The organism is Streptomyces achromogenes subsp. achromogenes, from assembly GCF_000720835.1.
In the GTDB taxonomy this organism is placed as follows: domain Bacteria; phylum Actinomycetota; class Actinomycetes; order Streptomycetales; family Streptomycetaceae; genus Streptomyces; species Streptomyces achromogenes.
In genome coordinates this window covers 1-17,434 of sequence record NZ_JODT01000048.1, presented here as the reverse complement: position 1 = coordinate 17,434, position 17,434 = coordinate 1, and the positions used below count along the sequence as shown (strand labels likewise).

General features: G+C 73.1%; 15 protein-coding genes, 3 tRNA genes and 1 pseudogene. 9 read left to right on the top strand and 10 right to left on the bottom strand.

Annotation, left to right across the window (positions count from 1 at the left end; translation table 11 throughout):
• Nucleotides 1–52: 52 nt before the first annotated feature.
• Both IH25_RS0133710 and IH25_RS0133705 read right to left on the bottom strand, forming a co-directional pair.
• Nucleotides 53–502 (bottom strand): META domain-containing protein, encoded by a 450-nt coding sequence (locus IH25_RS0133710; RefSeq protein WP_030619665.1) that lies wholly within the window; start codon nucleotides 500–502, stop codon nucleotides 53–55.
• 35 nt (nucleotides 503–537) lie between these two features.
• Nucleotides 538–1,335 (bottom strand): maleylpyruvate isomerase family mycothiol-dependent enzyme, encoded by a 798-nt coding sequence (locus tag IH25_RS0133705; RefSeq protein WP_030619662.1) that lies wholly within the window; start codon nucleotides 1,333–1,335, stop codon nucleotides 538–540.
• A gap of 116 nt (nucleotides 1,336–1,451) precedes the next feature.
• Between IH25_RS0133705 and IH25_RS0133700 the strand changes: the two genes are divergently transcribed.
• Complete coding sequence (locus IH25_RS0133700) at nucleotides 1,452–2,036, top strand: Uma2 family endonuclease (protein WP_030619659.1); 585 nt, start codon at nucleotides 1,452–1,454, stop codon at nucleotides 2,034–2,036.
• 57 nt (nucleotides 2,037–2,093) lie between these two features.
• On the opposite strand, the gene purL is transcribed toward IH25_RS0133700, so the two are convergent.
• From purL to purS, 3 genes are read right to left on the bottom strand one after another with little or no spacing between them, the layout of a single operon-like run.
• The gene (purL, locus tag IH25_RS38100; RefSeq protein WP_037656175.1) at nucleotides 2,094–4,352 is read right to left on the bottom strand and encodes a phosphoribosylformylglycinamidine synthase subunit PurL; all 2,259 of its coding nucleotides are present in this window, start codon (nucleotides 4,350–4,352) and stop codon (nucleotides 2,094–2,096) included.
• Nucleotides 4,349–5,029 (bottom strand): phosphoribosylformylglycinamidine synthase subunit PurQ, encoded by a 681-nt coding sequence (gene purQ / locus IH25_RS0133690; protein WP_030619657.1) that lies wholly within the window; start codon nucleotides 5,027–5,029, stop codon nucleotides 4,349–4,351. The genes purL and purQ overlap by 4 nt, the downstream gene beginning before the upstream one ends.
• Nucleotides 5,026–5,289, bottom strand: a complete 264-nt coding sequence (gene purS, locus IH25_RS0133685) for a phosphoribosylformylglycinamidine synthase subunit PurS (RefSeq protein WP_014673609.1) — start codon at nucleotides 5,287–5,289, stop codon at nucleotides 5,026–5,028. The genes purQ and purS overlap by 4 nt, the downstream gene beginning before the upstream one ends.
• A 311-nt stretch (nucleotides 5,290–5,600) precedes the next feature.
• On the opposite strand from purS, the gene IH25_RS0133680 reads away from it, so the two are divergent.
• The 8 genes from IH25_RS0133680 to IH25_RS0133645 all read left to right on the top strand — a co-directional run bounded on the left by IH25_RS0133680 (nucleotide 5,601) and on the right by IH25_RS0133645 (nucleotide 10,137).
• Nucleotides 5,601–5,918 carry a histone-like nucleoid-structuring protein Lsr2 gene (locus tag IH25_RS0133680; RefSeq protein WP_030619653.1) on the top strand — a complete coding sequence of 106 codons (318 nt, stop codon included), beginning with the start codon at nucleotides 5,601–5,603 and terminating at the stop codon, nucleotides 5,916–5,918.
• A gap of 164 nt (nucleotides 5,919–6,082) precedes the next feature.
• Nucleotides 6,083–6,154: transfer RNA gene (locus IH25_RS0133675), tRNA-Gly, on the top strand.
• Nucleotides 6,155–6,234: 80 nt separating this feature from the next.
• Nucleotides 6,235–6,307 (top strand) — tRNA-Gly (locus IH25_RS0133670).
• 126 nt (nucleotides 6,308–6,433) lie between these two features.
• Complete coding sequence (locus IH25_RS0133665) at nucleotides 6,434–7,378, top strand: ABC transporter ATP-binding protein (RefSeq protein ID WP_030619650.1); 945 nt, start codon at nucleotides 6,434–6,436, stop codon at nucleotides 7,376–7,378.
• On the top strand, nucleotides 7,375–8,154 hold the full coding sequence (locus IH25_RS0133660; RefSeq protein WP_030619647.1) for an ABC transporter permease: 780 nt from the start codon (nucleotides 7,375–7,377) through the stop codon (nucleotides 8,152–8,154). The genes IH25_RS0133665 and IH25_RS0133660 overlap by 4 nt, the downstream gene beginning before the upstream one ends.
• A 10-nt stretch (nucleotides 8,155–8,164) precedes the next feature.
• Entirely contained in the window at nucleotides 8,165–9,427 is a 1,263-nt protein-coding gene (locus tag IH25_RS0133655; RefSeq protein WP_030619645.1) for a histidine kinase, read from the top strand.
• Nucleotides 9,424–10,038 carry a response regulator transcription factor gene (locus IH25_RS0133650; protein WP_030619643.1) on the top strand — a complete coding sequence of 205 codons (615 nt, stop codon included), beginning with the start codon at nucleotides 9,424–9,426 and terminating at the stop codon, nucleotides 10,036–10,038. Before IH25_RS0133655 ends, IH25_RS0133650 begins: the two co-directional genes overlap by 4 nt.
• A gap of 23 nt (nucleotides 10,039–10,061) precedes the next feature.
• A tRNA-Gly gene (locus IH25_RS0133645) sits at nucleotides 10,062–10,137 on the top strand.
• 67 nt (nucleotides 10,138–10,204) lie between these two features.
• On the opposite strand, the gene IH25_RS0133640 is transcribed toward IH25_RS0133645, so the two are convergent.
• The 5 genes and pseudogenes from IH25_RS0133640 to IH25_RS0133620 form a co-directional block, all read right to left on the bottom strand.
• The gene (locus tag IH25_RS0133640; RefSeq protein ID WP_030619641.1) at nucleotides 10,205–11,104 is read right to left on the bottom strand and encodes a phosphoribosylaminoimidazolesuccinocarboxamide synthase; all 900 of its coding nucleotides are present in this window, start codon (nucleotides 11,102–11,104) and stop codon (nucleotides 10,205–10,207) included.
• Nucleotides 11,105–11,174: 70 nt separating this feature from the next.
• Complete coding sequence (locus IH25_RS0133635) at nucleotides 11,175–12,674, bottom strand: N,N-dimethylformamidase beta subunit family domain-containing protein (protein WP_030619639.1); 1,500 nt, start codon at nucleotides 12,672–12,674, stop codon at nucleotides 11,175–11,177.
• A gap of 280 nt (nucleotides 12,675–12,954) precedes the next feature.
• Nucleotides 12,955–14,826: a M48 family metalloprotease gene (locus IH25_RS0133630; protein WP_030619636.1), complete on the bottom strand. Its 1,872-nt coding sequence runs from the start codon at nucleotides 14,824–14,826 to the stop codon at nucleotides 12,955–12,957.
• Between the two features lie 279 nt (nucleotides 14,827–15,105).
• Nucleotides 15,106–16,365: a phosphoribosylamine--glycine ligase gene (gene purD, locus IH25_RS0133625; protein WP_030619633.1), complete on the bottom strand. Its 1,260-nt coding sequence runs from the start codon at nucleotides 16,363–16,365 to the stop codon at nucleotides 15,106–15,108.
• Between the two features lie 223 nt (nucleotides 16,366–16,588).
• Nucleotides 16,589–17,434: pseudogene (locus IH25_RS0133620) on the bottom strand (DNA polymerase III subunit gamma and tau); the annotation flags it as partial.

Below are 17,434 nucleotides of genomic sequence, written 5' to 3'. Positions count from 1 at the left end.
CTGTCAGACGATTACCGACGATTCGCCGCCGCGATGAGTGAGGTGTCGCACATCATTCGGGAGCGCCACGGGTGAGGTGCACGCGGTCTCCGTGACCGGTGGTGAGGGTGAGCCCGCCGCGCTCGGCCGCGCCGGTGAGCGTCTGGCCGTCGAGCGCCCTGGCGAGTGCCCGCTCGAAGCTCATCCGGGCGGGGTCACAGGCCATCTTGGTGGTGCGCAGCGCCCCGAAGGCGATCCGGTCCCCGTGCACGCTGACGGGAGCGCTGAAGCGGTTGCAGCCGAGGTTCCCGGCCGCGGTGCCGTCGGTGCCGATCCGCAGGTGCGGGGAGCCGGCGGCGGGAGCGGCGAGGCTCTCCCCGCCGACGGTGACCCGTTCGACCCGCCACTCCACCCCGGTCACCGGTTCGCTCGCGTCCATGGCACCACTGTCCGCCTTCCCGGCGGCACAGGCCACCACCAGGGGAATCGCCGCCACACCGAGCCACTGCTTGTGCCGTTTCATACCGTTTCGACGCACCCGGAGGCCCGCCGGTTCCGCTAGCCGAGCAGCGGCAGCAGTCCCCCGAGGTCGGCCCGCTCCCCGCTGGCGCCTACCTGCGCGCCGGCCAGGGCGTCCGCCCAGGACAGGCGGCCGGTGGCGAGCCGGATCCAGGTCAGCGGGTCGGTCTCCACGACGTTGGGCGGGGTGCCGCGGGTGTGCCGGGGCCCTTCCACGCACTGCACGACGGCGTACGGCGGCACGCGCACCTCGGTGGAGCCGCCGGGCGCCTTGACGGCCAGCGCGTCGGCGAGCAGCCGGGTGGCGGTGGCCAGGGCCTGCCGGTCGTACGGCACGGCGAGGCCCGGGACGGCGGCGTTCAGGTCGTCGGTGTGGACGACGAGTTCGACGGTACGGGTGACGAGGTAGTCGTCCAGCGCCATGGCTCCCGCGCTGGTCTCCAGCAGCCGGCCGGCGGGGTGCTCGGCCAGCAGGGCGCGCAGGCCGTCCTCGGCCTCCGCGAGGTAGGCGTCGAGGTCGGGGCGCTCCGCGGCGAGCCGGCGCGTGAAGTCGTCGATCGCGGCGGAGTTGGCGGCCGTGGCGAAGGTCCAGTCGACCACCCGGACGTCCTGCTTCGGCGGCGCCGGCCGGGCGGCGGCCCGCAGCACGGCGGTGACGGCCATGCCGATGTGCACGACCAGCTCCCGCACGGTCCACTCCCCGAGCCGCGTGGGCAGCCCGAGCCGCTCCTCGTCCAGCCCGCGCACGGCCTCCCGCACATGCCCGAGCTGAGCGAACACGGCGGCCCGCGTCTTGACGGGGTCGTAACTACGCGCACGTTTCCTGGCTGTTGGCATGGGGCGAGCCTATGCGGAGCTCTGCCGTCGATCACTCGTGCGGGTGGTCGACGCCGAAACCCGCTTCGGGCGCCGGGACCGGACAACACTGGCCTGTGCCTGGAAGGGGCTGCAGCATGACGGTTATGGCCGAGCGCACGTCTCAGATGTCGGTGCAGGAGTTCGAGAAGATCGCCTCCACCACTCCCGAGACCGTCACGTTGGAGTTCATCAACGGACGGATCGGAGTCAAGAAGGTGGCCGACGGAGACCACGACACCATCGTCACCTGGCTGGCCCGCCGCTGTATGCAGGCAAGGCCCGACCTTGATCTGTATCAGGGCCGTGGACTTCGGGTGGAGGCGTCCCGCGAGGGCAGGGCGAAGCCCGACGCGGTGATCGCTCCCGAGGCCCACTTCGCGGGGCACGGCGAGTGGGCCGACCCGGCCGGTGTGCTCATGGTCGTCGAAGTCACCTCGTACGACTCGGACACCGACCGGCGGGACCGGCACGAGAAGCCGACCGTGTACGGCCAGGCCGAAATCCCGCTCTACCTCTTGATCGACCGGGACTCCTGCACGCTCACCGTGCACAGTGGGCCGGACCGGCAGATCGGCGGCTACCGCGACGTCCACACCGCGAAGTTCGGTGAGAAGGTGGCCCTGCCCGGCCCGATGGGCATCGAGCTGGACACCGAGATCCTCCAGAACTACATGCGCTGAACCGGAGGGTCCGGCCCGGACGGTATGCCCGGGCCGGGCCCTCACCGCGTACGGGCTTTACGCCAGCAGCGCCGGGATCGTCTCCTCGTGGGCCTTGCGGAGTTCCTCCAGGGTGAGGGAGAACTCGCCCTGGATCTCCACCGTGTCCCCGTCGACCACGCCGATGCGGGTGGCCGGCAGGCCCCGCGCGCCGCACATGTCGGTGAAGCGGATCTCCTCCGAGCGCGGGACGGCGACGATGGCACGGCCGGCCGACTCCGACAGCAGGAAGGTGAAGGCGTCCAGGCCGTCGGGGACGACCAGGCGGGCGCCGATGCCGCCGAGCAGCGCGGACTCCACGACCGCCTGGACCAGACCGCCGTCGGACAGGTCGTGCGCGGAGTCGATCATGCCGTCACGGGAGGCGGAGATCAGGATCTCGGCCAGCAGCCGCTCCCGCTCCAGATCCACCGCCGGGGGCAGGCCGCCGAGGTGGTCGTGGACCACCTGGGACCAGGCCGAGCCGCCGAACTCCTCGCGGGTGTCGCCGAGGAGGTAGATCAGCTGGCCCTCCTCCTGGAAGGCGACCGGGGTGCGGCGGGCCACATCGTCGATCACGCCGAGGACGGCCACGACCGGGGTCGGGTGGATCGCCGCCTCGCCGGTCTGGTTGTAGAGCGAGACGTTGCCGCCGGTCACCGGGGTGCCCAGCTCCCGGCAGCCGTCCGCCAGACCGCGTACCGCCTCCGCGAACTGCCACATCACCGCCGGGTCCTCGGGCGAGCCGAAGTTCAGGCAGTCGGAGACGGCCAGCGGCTTGGCGCCCGTGGTGGCCACGTTCCGGTAGGCCTCGGCGAGGGCCAGCTGCGCGCCCGTGTACGGGTCGAGCTTGGCGTACCGGCCGTTGCCGTCCGTCGCGATCGCGACGCCGAGACCGGTGGCCTCGTCGATGCGGATCATGCCGGAGTCCTCCGGCTGCGCCAGCACGGTGTTGCCCTGCACGAAGTGGTCGTACTGCTGCGTGACCCACTTCTTCGACGCCTGGTTGGGCGACGCGACCAGCTTCAGGACCTGGTCCTTCAGCTCCTCGCTCGTCTCCGGGCGGGGCAGCTTGTTCGCGTCGTCCGCCTGGAGGGCGTCCTGCCAGTCGGGGCGGGCGTACGGGCGCTCGTAGACCGGGCCGTCGTGCGCGACCGTGCGCGGGTCGACGTCCACGATCTTCTCGCCGTGCCAGAAGATCTCCAGCCGGTCGCCGTCGGTCACCTCACCGATGACGGTGGCGATGACGTCCCACTTCTCGCAGATCTCCAGGAAGCGGTCGACCTTCTCCGGCTCCACGACCGCGCACATGCGCTCCTGCGACTCGCTCATGAGGATTTCCTCAGGAGACAGGGTCGAGTCGCGCAGCGGCACGTCGTCCAGCGTCACGCGCATGCCGCCGGAGCCGTTGGACGCCAGCTCGCTCGTCGCGCAGGACAGGCCGGCCGCGCCGAGGTCCTGGATGCCGACGACCAGCTTCTCCTTGAACGCCTCCAGGGTGCACTCGATGAGCAGCTTCTCCTGGAAGGGGTCGCCGACCTGGACGGCGGGGCGCTTGGAGGGCTTGGCGTCGTCGAAGGTCTCGCTCGCCAGGATCGACGCGCCGCCGATGCCGTCGCCGCCGGTCCGGGCGCCGTAGAGGATGACCTTGTTGCCCGCGCCGGAGGCCTTGGCGAGGTGGATGTCCTCGTGCCGCATCACGCCGATGGCACCGGCGTTGACCAGCGGGTTGCCCTGGTAGCAGGCGTCGAAGACGACCTCGCCGCCGATGTTGGGCAGGCCCAGGCAGTTGCCGTAGCCGCCGATGCCCGCGACCACGCCCGGCAGGACGCGCTTGGTGTCGGGGTGGTCGGCGGCGCCGAAGCGCAGCGGGTCCACGACCGCGACCGGGCGGGCGCCCATCGCGATGATGTCGCGGACGATGCCGCCGACACCGGTGGCCGCGCCCTGGTAGGGCTCGACGTACGACGGGTGGTTGTGCGACTCGACCTTGAAGGTCACGGCGTAACCCTGGCCGACGTCGACCACGCCGGCGTTCTCGCCGATACCGACGAGCAGCGCGTCGCTCTGCGGCGCCTTCTCGCCGAACTGGCGCAGGTGGACCTTGGAGGACTTGTACGAGCAGTGCTCGGACCACATGACCGAGTACATGGCGAGTTCGGCGCCGGTCGGGCGGCGGCCGAGGATCTCCACCACCCGCTCGTACTCGTCCTTCTTCAGGCCGAGTTCGGCCCAGGGCAGCTCGACGTCGGGGGTCGCGGCCGCGTGCTCGACCGTGTCCAGAGGCGTCCGGCTCATGCGTTGACCAGCTTCTTGAGGATCGAGGTGAAGAAGGGGAGCCCGTCGGTACGGCCGGTACCGATCAGCGGCTCGACGGCGTGCTCGGGGTGCGGCATGAGACCGACGACGTTCCCGGCCTCGTTGGTGATGCCGGCGATGTCCCGCAGCGAGCCGTTGGGGTTGAAGTCGAGGTACCGGAAGACGACCCGGCCCTCCGCCTCCAGCTTGTCGAGCGTGTACGCGTCGGCGACGTACCGGCCGTCCATGTTCTTCAGCGGGATGTGGATCTCCTGCCCGGCGCGGTAGTCGCCGGTCCAGGCCGTCTCCGCGTTCTCCACCCGCAGCTTCTGGTCGCGGCAGATGAAGTGGAGGTGGTCGTTGCCGAGCATCCCGCCCGGGAGGAGGTGGGCCTCGGTGAGGATCTGGAAGCCGTTGCAGATGCCGAGGACGGGCAGCCCGGCCTTCGCCTGCTCGATCACGGTGTCCATCACCGGCGAGAACCGGGAGATGGCCCCGGCCCGCAGATAGTCGCCGTAGGAGAAGCCGCCGGGCAGGACCACGGCGTCGACCTGCTTGAGGTCCTTGTCCTTGTGCCACAGGGCGACCGGCTCGGCGCCCGCGAGGCGGATCGCGCGCTGGGTGTCCCGGTCGTCCAGGCTGCCCGGGAAAGTGACGACGCCAATACGAGCGGTCACTTGGCCGCCTCCGCGACTTCGTCGACCCGGACCGTGAAGTCCTCGATCACGGTGTTGGCGAGGAAGGATTCCGCAAGATCGCGGATGCGGGCGAGCGCGGCCTCGTCGACCGGCCCGTCAACTTCCAGTTCGAATCGCTTTCCCTGACGTACGTCCGAGATCCCTTCGAATCCCAGGCGGGGCAGCGCACGCTGGACCGCCTGGCCCTGGGGGTCGAGGATCTCCGGCTTGAGCATGACGTCGACTACGACGCGTGCCACTGGCACTCCCGGTGTGTGGTGCTGAGCAGGTTCCTTCAGACTACCCGCACAAAATTTCTACGCGGGTAGAGTTGGAGGAAAGTACGTGAGGCGCATCACGATCGGGTGTCGAAGCCGCGCACCCGCGAAAAGTTCTGGGAAAGTTCCACAGTCCGCCCACCGGCTCCTATTGCGCCCGGACACGCGGACGGATTTAGTCGGGCTTCACATTTCATTGCCGGGCACTGTACAAATGAATTGGCAATAGCCGATACTCGGCACGTCATCGGCGTTGAGCTGTAACGACGTGCCGCACGAAGGGACCGATATTCGTGGCGCAAAAGGTCGTGGTCACTCTCTTTGACGACATCGACGGCTCGGAAGCGGCGGAAACGATCGCCTTCGGACTCGACGGCAAGTCGTACGAGATCGACCTGAACGAAACCAACGCCAAGAAACTGCGCAAGGCGCTCGCGCCGTACGTCGAGGCCGGCCGCAAGCGGTCGCGGTCCGGCAAGGCGTACAAGCAGACGGAGGTCGCCCCCGACCCGGCGGCCGTCCGCGCCTGGGCCCAGGCCAACAAGATGGACGTCCCGGCCCGGGGACGCATCCCGAAGAAGGTCTACGAGGCGTTCACCGCCGCGCAGTGAGCCCGCGAAGGGGCGGCTCCCGGGGTCCGTCAGCGGACCCCGGGAGCCGTGCACTTGGGACATACGGGACCGGGCGGGAGCCGACTTGCGCTACCCCCCCGATGATCGGCTAATGTCTGGAGCACGCCGAGGGGCGAGGCCGAAAGGCCGGATCCCGAGGACACGCGGGTGTAGTTCAGTAGTAGAACATCCCCCTTCCAGGGGGAAGGCGCAGTGTGCGATTCCTGTCACCCGCTCTGCACCGCCGACACGACCACCGTTGTGGATCAGGTAGGCTGGTGCTCGCACCGGCCGGTGAGAGCCGATCGGGAGCAGTGCGGACGTAGCTCAGTTGGTAGAGCGCAACCTTGCCAAGGTTGAGGTCGCGAGTTCGAGCCTCGTCGTCCGCTCGGGAATGAGACCCCGGTCCACTGGACCGGGGTCTTTTCGTGCTCCGGCCCGGTGCTGACATTTGTCATGCGCGGGGATGACATCGCGCACTGCCGACGCGGGCGCGCCGCGCGGACGCTGGTGTCATGAACATCGACGGACACGAGCACGTGATCGAGGTCACCGACCTCAGGCGTGTCTACGGGGGCGGGTTCGAAGCCGTACGCGGAATCAGCTTCTCCGTGGCGCGCGGGGAGATCTTCGCCCTGCTGGGCACCAACGGCGCCGGGAAGACCTCGACGGTCGAACTGCTGGAGGGGCTCGCCGCACCGGCCGGCGGCCGGATCCGGGTGCTCGGCCACGACCCCTTCCGCGAGCGGGCCGCCGTACGGCCCCGCACCGGCGTGATGCTCCAGGAAGGCGGCTTCCCCGCCGAACTGACCGTCGCGGAGACCGCCCGGATGTGGGCCGGCTGCACCACCGGGGCCCGGCCCGAGGCCGAGGTGCTGGACCGGGTGGGACTCGCGGACAAGCACGGCGTACGGGTCAAGCAGCTGTCCGGCGGGGAGCGCCGGCGCCTCGACCTGGCGCTCGCCCTGCTCGGCGACCCGGAGGTGCTCTTCCTCGACGAGCCGACCACCGGACTCGACGCCGAGGGCCGCCGGGACACCTGGACGCTGGTGCGCGCCCTGCGCGACCAGGGCACCACCGTGCTGCTCACCACGCACTACCTGGAGGAGGCCGAGCACCTGGCCGACCGGCTCGCCATCCTGCACGAGGGCCGGATCGCCGCCTCCGGGACACCGGCCGAGGTCACCGCCGGCCGACCCTCCCGGATGTCCTTCGAACTGCCCCCCGGCTACTTCCCCGGCGACCTGCCGCCGCTCGCCGCCCTCGGCGTCTGCGACCACGAGTACGACGGCCGGACCGTCCGGCTGCGCACCCGCGAACTCCAGCGGACCGCCACCGCCGTCCTCACCTGGGCCGAGCGGGCCGGGGTCGAACTGGGCGCGCTGGACGTGCGCTCGGCCTCCCTGGAGGAAGCCTTCCTCGGAATCGCCCGGGAGCGGGAGGAGGTGACCGCGGCATGAGCACGGTCCTCACCACGCCCTCCGTGCGGCGGCTGCGGGCGCTGGCCCGGGCCGAGCTGTCCCTGCTCGGCCGCAACCGCGGGGTCGTCGTCACCGCGCTCCTGGTGCCGCTCCTGCTGCCGTTCAGCATGCGGCCGGCCCTGGACCACGTCGACCTGGAGAAGCAGGGCATCAGCGTCGGCGCGGCCATGCTCACCGCCGGGATCGGCTTCTCGTTCCTCTTCGCCGTCTACAGCGCGCTCGTCAACGCCTACGTCGCCCGCCGCGAGGAACTCGTCCTGAAGCGGCTGCGCACCGGAGAGCTGACCGACACCGAGATCCTCACCGGCACCGCCCTGCCCACCCTGACCCTCGGCTTCGCCCAGGCGCTGGTGCTGTGCGCGGCGTGCGTGGCGCTGCTCGGCGCGGGGGCCCCGAAGGCGCCGTACCTGTCCCTGCTGGGGCTGGTGGCCGGGCTGGTGCTGAGCGCCGCGCTGGCCGCGCTCACCGCCACCGTCACCCGCACCGTGGAGAGCGGTCAGGTCACCGCGCTGCCCGTGGTGTTCGGTTCGATGATCGGCTCGGGGATCATGGTCCCCACCGAGGTCATGCCGGAACCGCTCGCCTCCGTCTGCGAGCTGCTCCCGCTGTCCCCCGCCATCCGGCTCGTCCGGGGCGGCTGGACCGGCCAGTTGAGCGCCTACGAGGCACTGGGCGCGCTCGCGACCGCGCTGGCCTGGACCGTGGTGGCGGTGGTCGCTGTCCGACGGTGGTTCCGGTGGGAGCCCCGGCGCTGAGGAACGGGGGGTGGCGCGTGTGGTGGGGCCGATACGGCGGTGGCAGCAGCGGCACTGGCGGGAGCGTGGCAAGGCGGACCGGGTGGAGCTGTACACGGTGGTCTCCTGGTACGTCACCACCTGGTTCTTCACCTTGAGCTGGCTGATGCTGCCACTGACCCCCGGACTCGTCCGCGGCCGGCCCGCGGCCCTCCTCCTCGGCATCCCGCTGATCCTGGTGGCCGCCCTCCAGTGCGCCGCCGCCAACCGGCTCACCCGGCCCGTGCTCGACGACTACCTGGGGCGCGCCCGGCTGCCGGCCGGAGCCCACCGCGTCCCGGCCGTGCTGCTGGGCCTCGCGGTGGCGCTGATCGTGGCGCTCGCCGCGGTGCACGGGACCGACCATGGGTCGCTCCGGCTGGCGCTCGGCGCCGTCCTGCTGCCGTTCGCGCTGCTGTACGGCCTCACCGTCCCGGTACGGGTCTTCCTGCGCGGTGCGGCCGTGCTCTCGGTGCTGCTCGTGGCCGCCCTCGGAATCGCCGACCGGTCCGCCGCCGGACTGCTGGGCACCGCTCTGGTCACCGCCTTCATGACGGTGTTCGCGCTGCTCGCCTGCCGGTGCGGGGCCTGGACGCTGTCCGTGCTGTGGGAGGCGGAACGGGCCCGCGAGGTGGAGGCCCGGCTCGCCGTCGCCGAGGAGCGACTGCGGTTCGGCCGGGACCTGCACGACGTCCTGGGCCGGAACCTGTCGGTGATCTCCCTCAAGAGCGAGCTGGCCGTGCAACTGGCCCGGCGCGGACGGCCCGAGGCGGTGGAGCAGATGATCGAGGTGCAGCGGATCGCGCAGGAGACCCAGCGGGAGGTGCGGGCCGTGGTGCGCGGCTACCGGGAGGCCGACCTCGGCGCCGAACTCGCCGGGGCGCAGGGCGTGCTGGCGGCGGCCGGGATCGACTGCGAGGTCAGCGCGCAGACCGGCGGACTGCCCGCCGAGGTGCAGTCCGCGCTCGGCTGGGTGGTGCGCGAGGCGGCCACCAACGTGCTGCGGCACGGGGACGCGAACCGGTGCCGGGTGGGGCTGACGGTGCGTGAGGGGCGGGCGGTGCTGACGGTGGAGAACGACGGAGCCGTGGCGGCCGGCGGCAGCGGGGGCGGCGGCTCGGGGCTGGCCGGGCTGCGGGAGCGGCTGGCCGCCGTGGGCGGGACCTTGGAGGCGGGCCACGCCGGTCCGGACCGGGACCGGTTCCGCCTGGTCGCGGACATACCCCTGACCACTGTGGGAGGAGACACCTCGTGAGCGCACCGGTACGGCTGTTGCTGGCCGACGACGAGCATCTGATCCGGGGCGCCCTGGCCGCGCTGCTGTCCCTGGAGGACGACCTGCTGGTCGTCGCGGAGGCGGCGAGCGGGCCCGAGGCGCTGGCCATGGCGCGGGCGCACGCACCCGACGTCGCCGTCCTGGACTTGCAGATGCCGGGCGCCGACGGTGTGAAGGTCGCCACATCCCTGCGCACCGAACTGCCCGGCTGCCGGGTGCTGATCGTCACCGGGCACGGCCGCCCCGGGCATCTGAAACGGGCGCTCGCGGCCGGTGTGCGCGGGTTCGTCCCGAAGACCGTCAGCGCCCAACGGCTCGCCGAGATCATCCGCACCGTGCACGCGGGAAACCGCTACGTCGACCCGGAGTTGGCCGCCGACGCGATCTCCGCCGGGGACTCTCCGCTGACCGCGCGGGAGGCCGAGGTGCTGGAGCTGGCCGCCGACGGGGCGCCGGTCGCGGAGATCGCCGAGCGGGCCGCGCTGTCCCCGGGGACCGTGCGGAACTACCTGTCCTCGGCGGTCACCAAGCTCGGTGCCGAGAACCGTCATGCGGCGGTGCGTCTCGCACGGGAGCGAGGTTGGGTATAGTTGCTCTCGCGCCACGGCGCAACGCGGACGTAGCTCAGTTGGTAGAGCGCAACCTTGCCAAGGTTGAGGTCGCGAGTTCGAGCCTCGTCGTCCGCTCCATGAAGAAGCCCCCGGTTCCCACCGGGGGCTTTTCGCGTACCCCCGGCTTTCGCCGGGGGCTCGCGGGCTACGACCAGCTGGTGCCGGTCAGCCGCTCGTACGCCTCCACGTACTTCTGCCGGGTCGCGGCCACGACCTCCTCGGGCAGCGGCGGCGGGGGCTGCTCGCCGTGGCGGTCCCAGCCGGACGCCGGCGAGGTCAGCCAGTCGCGCACGAACTGTTTGTCGTACGACGGCTGGGCGCGGCCCGGCTGCCAGGTGTCGGCCGGCCAGAAGCGGGAGGAGTCCGGGGTGAGGACCTCGTCGGCGAGGACGAGCGTGTCGCCGTCGAAGCCGAACTCGAACTTGGTGTCGGCCAGGATGATCCCCCGGTCCCGGGCGATGTCCCGGGCCCGCGAGTACACGGCGAGGGTGGCCTGGCGCAGCTGGGCGGCGGTCTCCGCGCCGACCTGGCGGGCCACCTCCTCGTAGGAGACGTTCTCGTCGTGCTCGCCGACCTCGGCCTTGGCGGCCGGGGTGAAGATCGGGGCGGGCAGTTCGGAGCCGTCGACGAGGCCCTCGGGGAGGGCGAGGCCGCAGACCGTACGGGACTGCTGGTACTCGGCGAGGCCGGAGCCGGTGAGGTAGCCCCGGGCCACGCACTCCACCGGGACCATCCGCAGGGACTTGCACACCAGCGTCCGGCCCGCCCAGTCGGCCGGGGCGCCCTCGGGCACGTCGGTGCCGATGACGTGGTTCACGGCGAGGTCGCGGAGCTGGTCGAACCACCACAGGGAGAGCTGGGTGAGGACCCGGCCCTTGTCGGGGATCTCGGTGGGCAGCACCCAGTCGTAGGCGGACATGCGGTCGCTGGCGACCATCACGAGGTCGCCCGCCTCGTTCTGGTACAGGTCGCGCACCTTTCCGGTGTGCAGGTGCACCAGGCCCGGAACCTCGATCGGCTCGGGCTTTTCTACGAATCCGGACACGGTTCCTCCCCGTGGCTCTGTCCAATGCCCCGATTCTCCCGTACGGGGCCGATCGGGCGCCGCCCGGGGGTCAGTCGCGTTTGCAGATGCGGTCCAGCAGGTTCGCCGTGGCGCGCTGGATCCGGGTGTCCACGTGGCCGGGGCGGTCCAGGGCCGGGGACCAGGCGAAGGTCCCGGAGGCGAACACCCAGGCGCCGGAGGGGGCGCGGTACAGGGAGGTCTCCTGGTGCCGGCGGACGCCGCCGGCGTCGGTGTACGGGGAGTGGGCGAGCAGGATCCGCTCGTCGTGCTCGGGCAGCGCGGTGCGCGGGAAGTAGCGGTCCGCCTCGCCGGCGACCAGGCCCTTGAGCTCGTCCCCCTCGTGCGCGCCGGTCGCCTCCCACAGCCAGTGGCCGCCGTTGCGGACGATCAGCGGATGCGGCTCGGGCACCCGGCCCGCGTACTGGATGCCGATCAGCTCCTGTTCCGGCCGGTCGATCTCGCGCCAGAGCACCGGCCGCCCCGGGCCCTTGCGCTTGCGGCAGGTCAGCAGCCGGTCCGGGACACCGGACGGGGAAGGCGCCAGCTCCACCTGCCAGTACATGGTGTTGGCGGAGAGGAAGACCAGCGAGGTGCCCCGGTCCCGGGCGTCCTCGACGGCCCGGCGCATCGGCACCGACCAGTACTCGTCGTGGCCCGGGAAGACCAGGCCCCGGTAGCGGGTGGGGTCGATCCGGCCGGCGTGCAGGTCGCGGGCGTCGGCGTAGGCGAGGTCGTAGCCGTAGCGCTCGGCCCAGCGGATGAAGTCGTAGGCGTGGCCGACGTGCAGGGGCAGGCCCGCGCCCGCGTACGGCCGGTCGAAGGAGACCGTGGTGGCGGCGTCGGCCTCGCCGAGGAGGCGGCCTTCCTCGTCCCAGGCGTGGTAGAGGCTGGCGCCGGTGCGGCCGTCCTCGGGGTAGAGGTTGTACGCCTGCCAGGTGACGTCGGGCAGCAGCAGGAGCAGGTCGGCGGGGTGGCTGTCGCGGACCGTGAAGGGCACGTGGGAGCGGTAGCCGTCGTGCGTGGTCAGGACGGCCACATAGGCGCCGATGCTCCAGTAGGAGGGCACCTGGAGGCGCCAGGACAGCCACCAGTGGTGGCAGGAGACCGTGCGGTCGGCGGTCAGCGGCGGGGGCTGGACGATGCCGGAGAGCCGGGGGCTGGTGGTGATCTTGGCCGCGCCGTCGCCGCCGTAGTGGCCGATGCGGTAGATGTCCACGACGAACTCCTGCGGCGGGTCGACCGTGATGTGGAAGTCGATCGCCTCGCCGGGCGCGACGGCGCCGGTGGAGGTGAAGCCCTTGATCTGGCGGTGCACGTCGTCGGCGGAGCGGGGCCCGGCGGAGGAGGTGCGGGGGGCCGGGGCGCGGCGGCGGCCGGATCCCGCGGACACCTGCGGGCAGGCGTCGACGTACCAGGGCATCACCTTGCCGAAGTCGTCGATGTACGGCTCACTGCCACGCAGCCAGGGCACCGGGCCCTGGCCGAAGGGGTCAGTGACGCCATGCGCGAGTGCTCCGGACTCCCAGCGGCGAATGCGGTCCGAGGCCATGGTCGCTCCCCTCCCTCATCCCCCCGTGTCTGGGCTCGCTGTGCGGTGGCTCCGCCGTGTTCGGCCGCGCTGTCGTATGTCGCGCGCCCTTGCCAAAGGCGTGGTCGGTCCCAGCACATCACATAACGCACGGGGCCGGTCACTACTCGTTGCGAATTGACCTGAAGTGGAAATCGCCTTTCCGTTACAGGAGTGGCCGATGAGGGTACGGCTCCGGCACCCCTTGGTGCGGGCGCGGACGGCCGGGCGGGCGGGCCCGCCCACGGTCTGCGCCGCGGCGTCAGACCAGCCGTACGGGCTTCTCGGGGCGTATGCCGAAGGCGGTCAGCCAGTCGCGGAGCGGGCCCGGGTCCCCGTCCTCGATCAGGGTGAGCACCTTGGGCGCGAGGTCGGCGGCGCGTTCGCCGTCCAGCAGCAGGGAGGGGCCGTCCAGCCAGTCCAGGGCGGGGACCGCGCCGGCGGTGTCCACGGCCGCGCAGCACACCATCGCCGTGACGTGGTCGGCGAGCAGCTCACGGCCGGTGCGGTGGGGCTGGAGCGGGAAGGGGGGCAGGCCGGGGTCGCCGGGGGCCCAGGCCACGCTGTCGGGGCCCTGGAGGGCGCCGGCGGCGCCTTTGCCGGCCCGCAGGGCCTGGGCCTCCTCGCGGGCCAGCTCGGCGGTGAGACGGGCGGCCAGGGCGACGCTGCGGTCGGTGCCGGGCTCCGCCTCCGCCTCCCCGCCGGCGTCCATGCCGCGCCCACCCACACCACCCGAGCGAGTGACGTCGTCGGACGCGGGTGACCCCTGCGAGGAGTACCCGCCGCCGTCGGCGGCCCGGGGCGCGGGACGCGCGGGAGCCGGCCGGAGGGGCTCGTGCGGGTGGGCGGGCTCGGCCGGGGGTGTGCCGCCGGTGGTGAGGTGGTCCAGGACCCGGGCCAGCGTGGGGCCGCCCGGGTCGGGGGTGCCGGGGTGGCGGGAGGGGCGGACGCCCAGCGCGTCCAGGGCCCGGTGGAGACGGGCCGCGTCGACGCGCCAGGTGCGGTCCACGACCTCCTCCGGATACGCCTGCCAGTCCACCGGCGCCCAGTCGGCGCACGGCGTCGCCGGTCCGCCGTGGAAGAGGCGGGCGGCGAGCAGGGAGGCGGCCTCGTCCACCGCGCCGGGCTCCTCCAGCAGATCGCAGGCCGGCCGCTCGCCGAGCCGGGAGGTGAAGCCCTCGGCCAGCCGGTCGCGCCGGGACAGCTCCGTGAGCGCCGCCACCACGCCCGCGTCCAGCCGGGACGGCCAGCGGCCCATGCGCCAGGCGGGCAGCGCGACCCTGGTCAGCAGCCGGTCCCAGCCGGCGTAGGCGAGCCCGACCTGTTCCTGGGCGACGATCCGCAGGCCGTAGTCGACCGCCTGGGCGCGCTCGGCCGCCGCCGCCGCGACCCCGCGCTCCATCTGCGTCGCGTGCTCCCGGCAGCCGCGCAGCAGCAGCCGGGCCACCCAGCCGACGGCCGCGCACAGCCCGCGGACCGGCGGCCGGCGGCCCGGGGCCGAGGCGACGGCCACGGCCGCGTCCAGCCCGCGCACGAAGCGGCGGGCGGCCGCTATGTCCGGGTGCGCCGAGGGTCCCGTACCCGCGATGACCGGGGCGAGGACCGCGCGCAGCTCGCCGACGCGCATCCACCACAGGAAGGGCGAGCCGATGACGAGGACCGGCGGGACCGGGGTCCGGGGCCCCGCCGGCCGGCCGGGTGCCGGGCGCGGCGGCGGGCCGTGCGCCGAGTGCGCCCGGTCCTCCAGCCAGCTGTCGCAGTCCGGGGTGAGCGCTATGGCCGACGGGGCCGGGACCTCCAGGCGGTCGGCCAGGTCGCGCACCATCCGGTACAGATCGGGGGCGGACTCCTCCGGGACCGGCACCGTGGGGCTGATGGCGGGGCGGGCCCGGGCCACGACCAGGCCGACACCGGCCGCGGCCAGCAGCACCAGCACCGCCGGCACGCCCACGGCCCAGCGGGCGGCGTCCCAGCCCGGGCCGACGAGATGGCCGGTGGAGGCGCCGGTCAGCAGGATCACCGCGGCGCCCGCGGGCAGCACCGCCACGGCCAGCGCCCGGCTGCGGACCCGCAGCACGGCGAGGGCCCGGGAGCGCGCGGCCTGCGCGCCCGCCTCCACACCGATTCCGCTCACGTGCCGATCTCGCCCCCTCCCTGCCGCTCGCGTCCTGCCCTGCTGATGCTCACTCCCCCACTGTGGCACCCGCCACTGACATCGCAATGCCGGTGGGCCAAGTGCCGGAACGCTTGCGCGGCACCCTAGTTGGGGCCTCGCCCCCCGTCAGCCGGATAGCCGATTGCTCACTCGATGGAATGGCTTTGGTCAGAGCTGGGTGACAGACAGCAAAGGTCAGGCCCCGGATGGTGAATCCGGGGCCTGAATGGCATACGTGCAGGTCAGGAGGGTGTGGGCTCAGGCGCCCGAGGCCTGCGCCGCCTTCGCCGCGATGTCGGTGCGGTACTGGGAACCGTCCAGTCCGATCCGGCCCACCGCCCGGTAGGCCCGCTCGCGCGCCTCGGCCAGGTCCTTGCCGGTGGCCGTGACGGACAGCACGCGTCCGCCGGCGCTGACGACCGCGTCGCCCTGGTGCTTCGTACCGGCGTGCAGCACGTACGCGTGCGGGGCGTCCTCGGCGGCCACCGCGTCGAGCCCGGTGATCGGGTCGCCGGTGCGCGGGGTGCCGGGGTAGTTGTGCGAGGCGACGACGACGGTGACGGCCGCGTCCTCGCTCCAGCGCAGCGGCGCCAGATCGGCCAGGTTCCCGGTGGCGGCGGCCATCAGCACGCCGGCCAGCGGCGTCTTCAGGCGGGCCAGCACGACCTGGGTCTCCGGGTCGCCGAAGCGGGCGTTGAACTCGATGACCCGGACCCCGCGCGAGGTGATCGCGAGGCCCGCGTAGAGCAGCCCCGAGAAGGGCGTGCCGCGGCGGTGCATCTCGTCCACCGTCGGCTGGAGCACGGTCTGCAGCACCTCGTCGACCAGCTTGGGGTCGGCCCACGGCAGCGGCGAGTACGCGCCCATGCCGCCGGTGTTGGGGCCCTCGTCGCCGTCCAGGGCGCGCTTGAAGTCCTGGGCGGGCTGGAGCGGTACGACGGTCTCGCCGTCGGTGATGGCGAAGAGGGACACCTCGGGGCCGTCGAGGAACTCCTCGATCACCACCCGGTCGCACCCGGCGGCGTGCGCCTTGGCGACCTCGAGGTCGGAGGTGACGACCACGCCCTTGCCCGCGGCGAGACCGTCGTCCTTGACGACGTAGGGGGCACCGAAGGCGTCCAGGGCCTCGGCGACCTCCTCGGCCGTGGTGCAGACGTAGGAGCGGGCGGTGGGCACCCCGGCCGCCGCCATGACGTCCTTGGCGAAGGCCTTGGACCCCTCGATCCGGGCGGCCTCCCCGGAGGGGCCGAACACCGGGATGCCGGCCGCGCGGACGGCGTCGGCCACCCCGGCGACCAGCGGGGCCTCCGGGCCGACGACGACCAGCTCGGCACCGAGGCGGGTGGCCAGTCCGGCCACGGCGGCACCGTCGAGCGCGTCGACCTGGTGCAGCTCGGCCACCTCGGCGATCCCGGCGTTGCCGGGGGCGCAGTGCAGAGCGGTGACGTCGGGGTCGAGGGACAGGGAGCGGCACAGGGCGTGTTCGCGGGCGCCGCCGCCGATGACGAGGACCTTCACGGGGTCAGCCTAATGGCAAGGTCACCGAAGTCCGGGGGCCGGGCTTGTCGGAGGTTCCTCCAAAGACCTTCCGGCGAGGCTCCGGTCAGCGGGCGGCCGGCGCTGTCCGCAGCCTCCGCGTGCGGGCCCTTGGTGGGGCGCGCCGGACGAGGCCGGGTGGCTACCCACCGTCGGTGGGCTGCTCGTCGCTGGGCCACCCTCCGGCGGACTACTCGCCGGCGGGCTACTCGTTGGTGAACTCCTCCACGACCGTCGCGCCCAGCTCGCGGACGATCAGCTCGTGGCCGGAGAGGGCCGACTCGTCCAGATCCGGGTCGTCGTCCTCGGCGATGTCGTCCTCGGGGGCGACGGGCGGCGGCTCGGGGGCGGCGGCCGGCTGGGGCGCCGGTGCGGGTGCGGGCGCGGCCGGAGCGCTGTGCCGGGTGCCGGCGGGGGCCTGCGCGGCGCCCTGGGGAGCCGCCGGGCGGGGCGCGGCCGGGGCGCCGTAGCCACCGCCGGGAGCGCTGCCGTAGCCACCGGTGGGGGAGCCGCCGTAGCCGGACGCGCCGCCCGGGGCCTGCGGGGCACCGCCGCCGGACGGGTCGACGACCGCCTCGATCTTCCACTGCACGTTGAACTGCTCGGCCAGCGCCTGCCGCAGTACGTCCTCGCTGCCGCTGCTCGCGAAGTTGTCACGGGCACCGGCGTTGACGAAGCCGAGGTGGAGGGTGGTGCCGTCGAAGCCGGTCACCTGGGCGTTCTGGCTGAGCAGGATCCAGGTGAAGCGGCGGCGGTTCTTGACGGCCTCCAGGATGTTCGGCCAGAGCGCGCGGGGGTCGAGGCCGCCGGCGGGGGCGGGCGCCGGAGCCTGAGGCGCGGGCGCGGGTGCGGGTGCGGGCGCGGGAGCCGTACGGCCCGGCTGCTGCTGGGGCTGTGCGGGCTGCTGCGGCTGGCCGGAGCCCTGTCCCTGACCTGCCCGCCCGCTCGCCGGAGCGGCGGCCGTGGGCCAGCCACCGGGGCGCCGGCCACTGCCGGCGGGGGCCGCGGTGGGCCAGGCGCCGGGGGCGGGGGCGGGGGGGGCCGGGGGGTG

Bases quoted from the DNA above. Each gene is read 5' to 3' on its own strand.
- IH25_RS0133710 (WP_030619665.1), bottom strand. From the start codon at position 502: ATGAAACGGCACAAGCAGTGGCTCGGTGTGGCGGCGATTCCCCTGGTG.
- IH25_RS0133705 (WP_030619662.1), bottom strand. From the start codon at position 1,335: ATGCCAACAGCCAGGAAACGTGCGCGTAGTTACGACCCCGTCAAGACG.
- IH25_RS0133700 (WP_030619659.1), top strand. From the start codon at position 1,452: ATGACGGTTATGGCCGAGCGCACGTCTCAGATGTCGGTGCAGGAGTTC.
- purL (WP_037656175.1), bottom strand. From the start codon at position 4,352: ATGAGCCGGACGCCTCTGGACACGGTCGAGCACGCGGCCGCGACCCCC.
- IH25_RS0133665 (WP_030619650.1), top strand. From the start codon at position 6,434: ATGAACATCGACGGACACGAGCACGTGATCGAGGTCACCGACCTCAGG.
- IH25_RS0133660 (WP_030619647.1), top strand. From the start codon at position 7,375: ATGAGCACGGTCCTCACCACGCCCTCCGTGCGGCGGCTGCGGGCGCTG.
- IH25_RS0133635 (WP_030619639.1), bottom strand. From the start codon at position 12,674: ATGGCCTCGGACCGCATTCGCCGCTGGGAGTCCGGAGCACTCGCGCAT.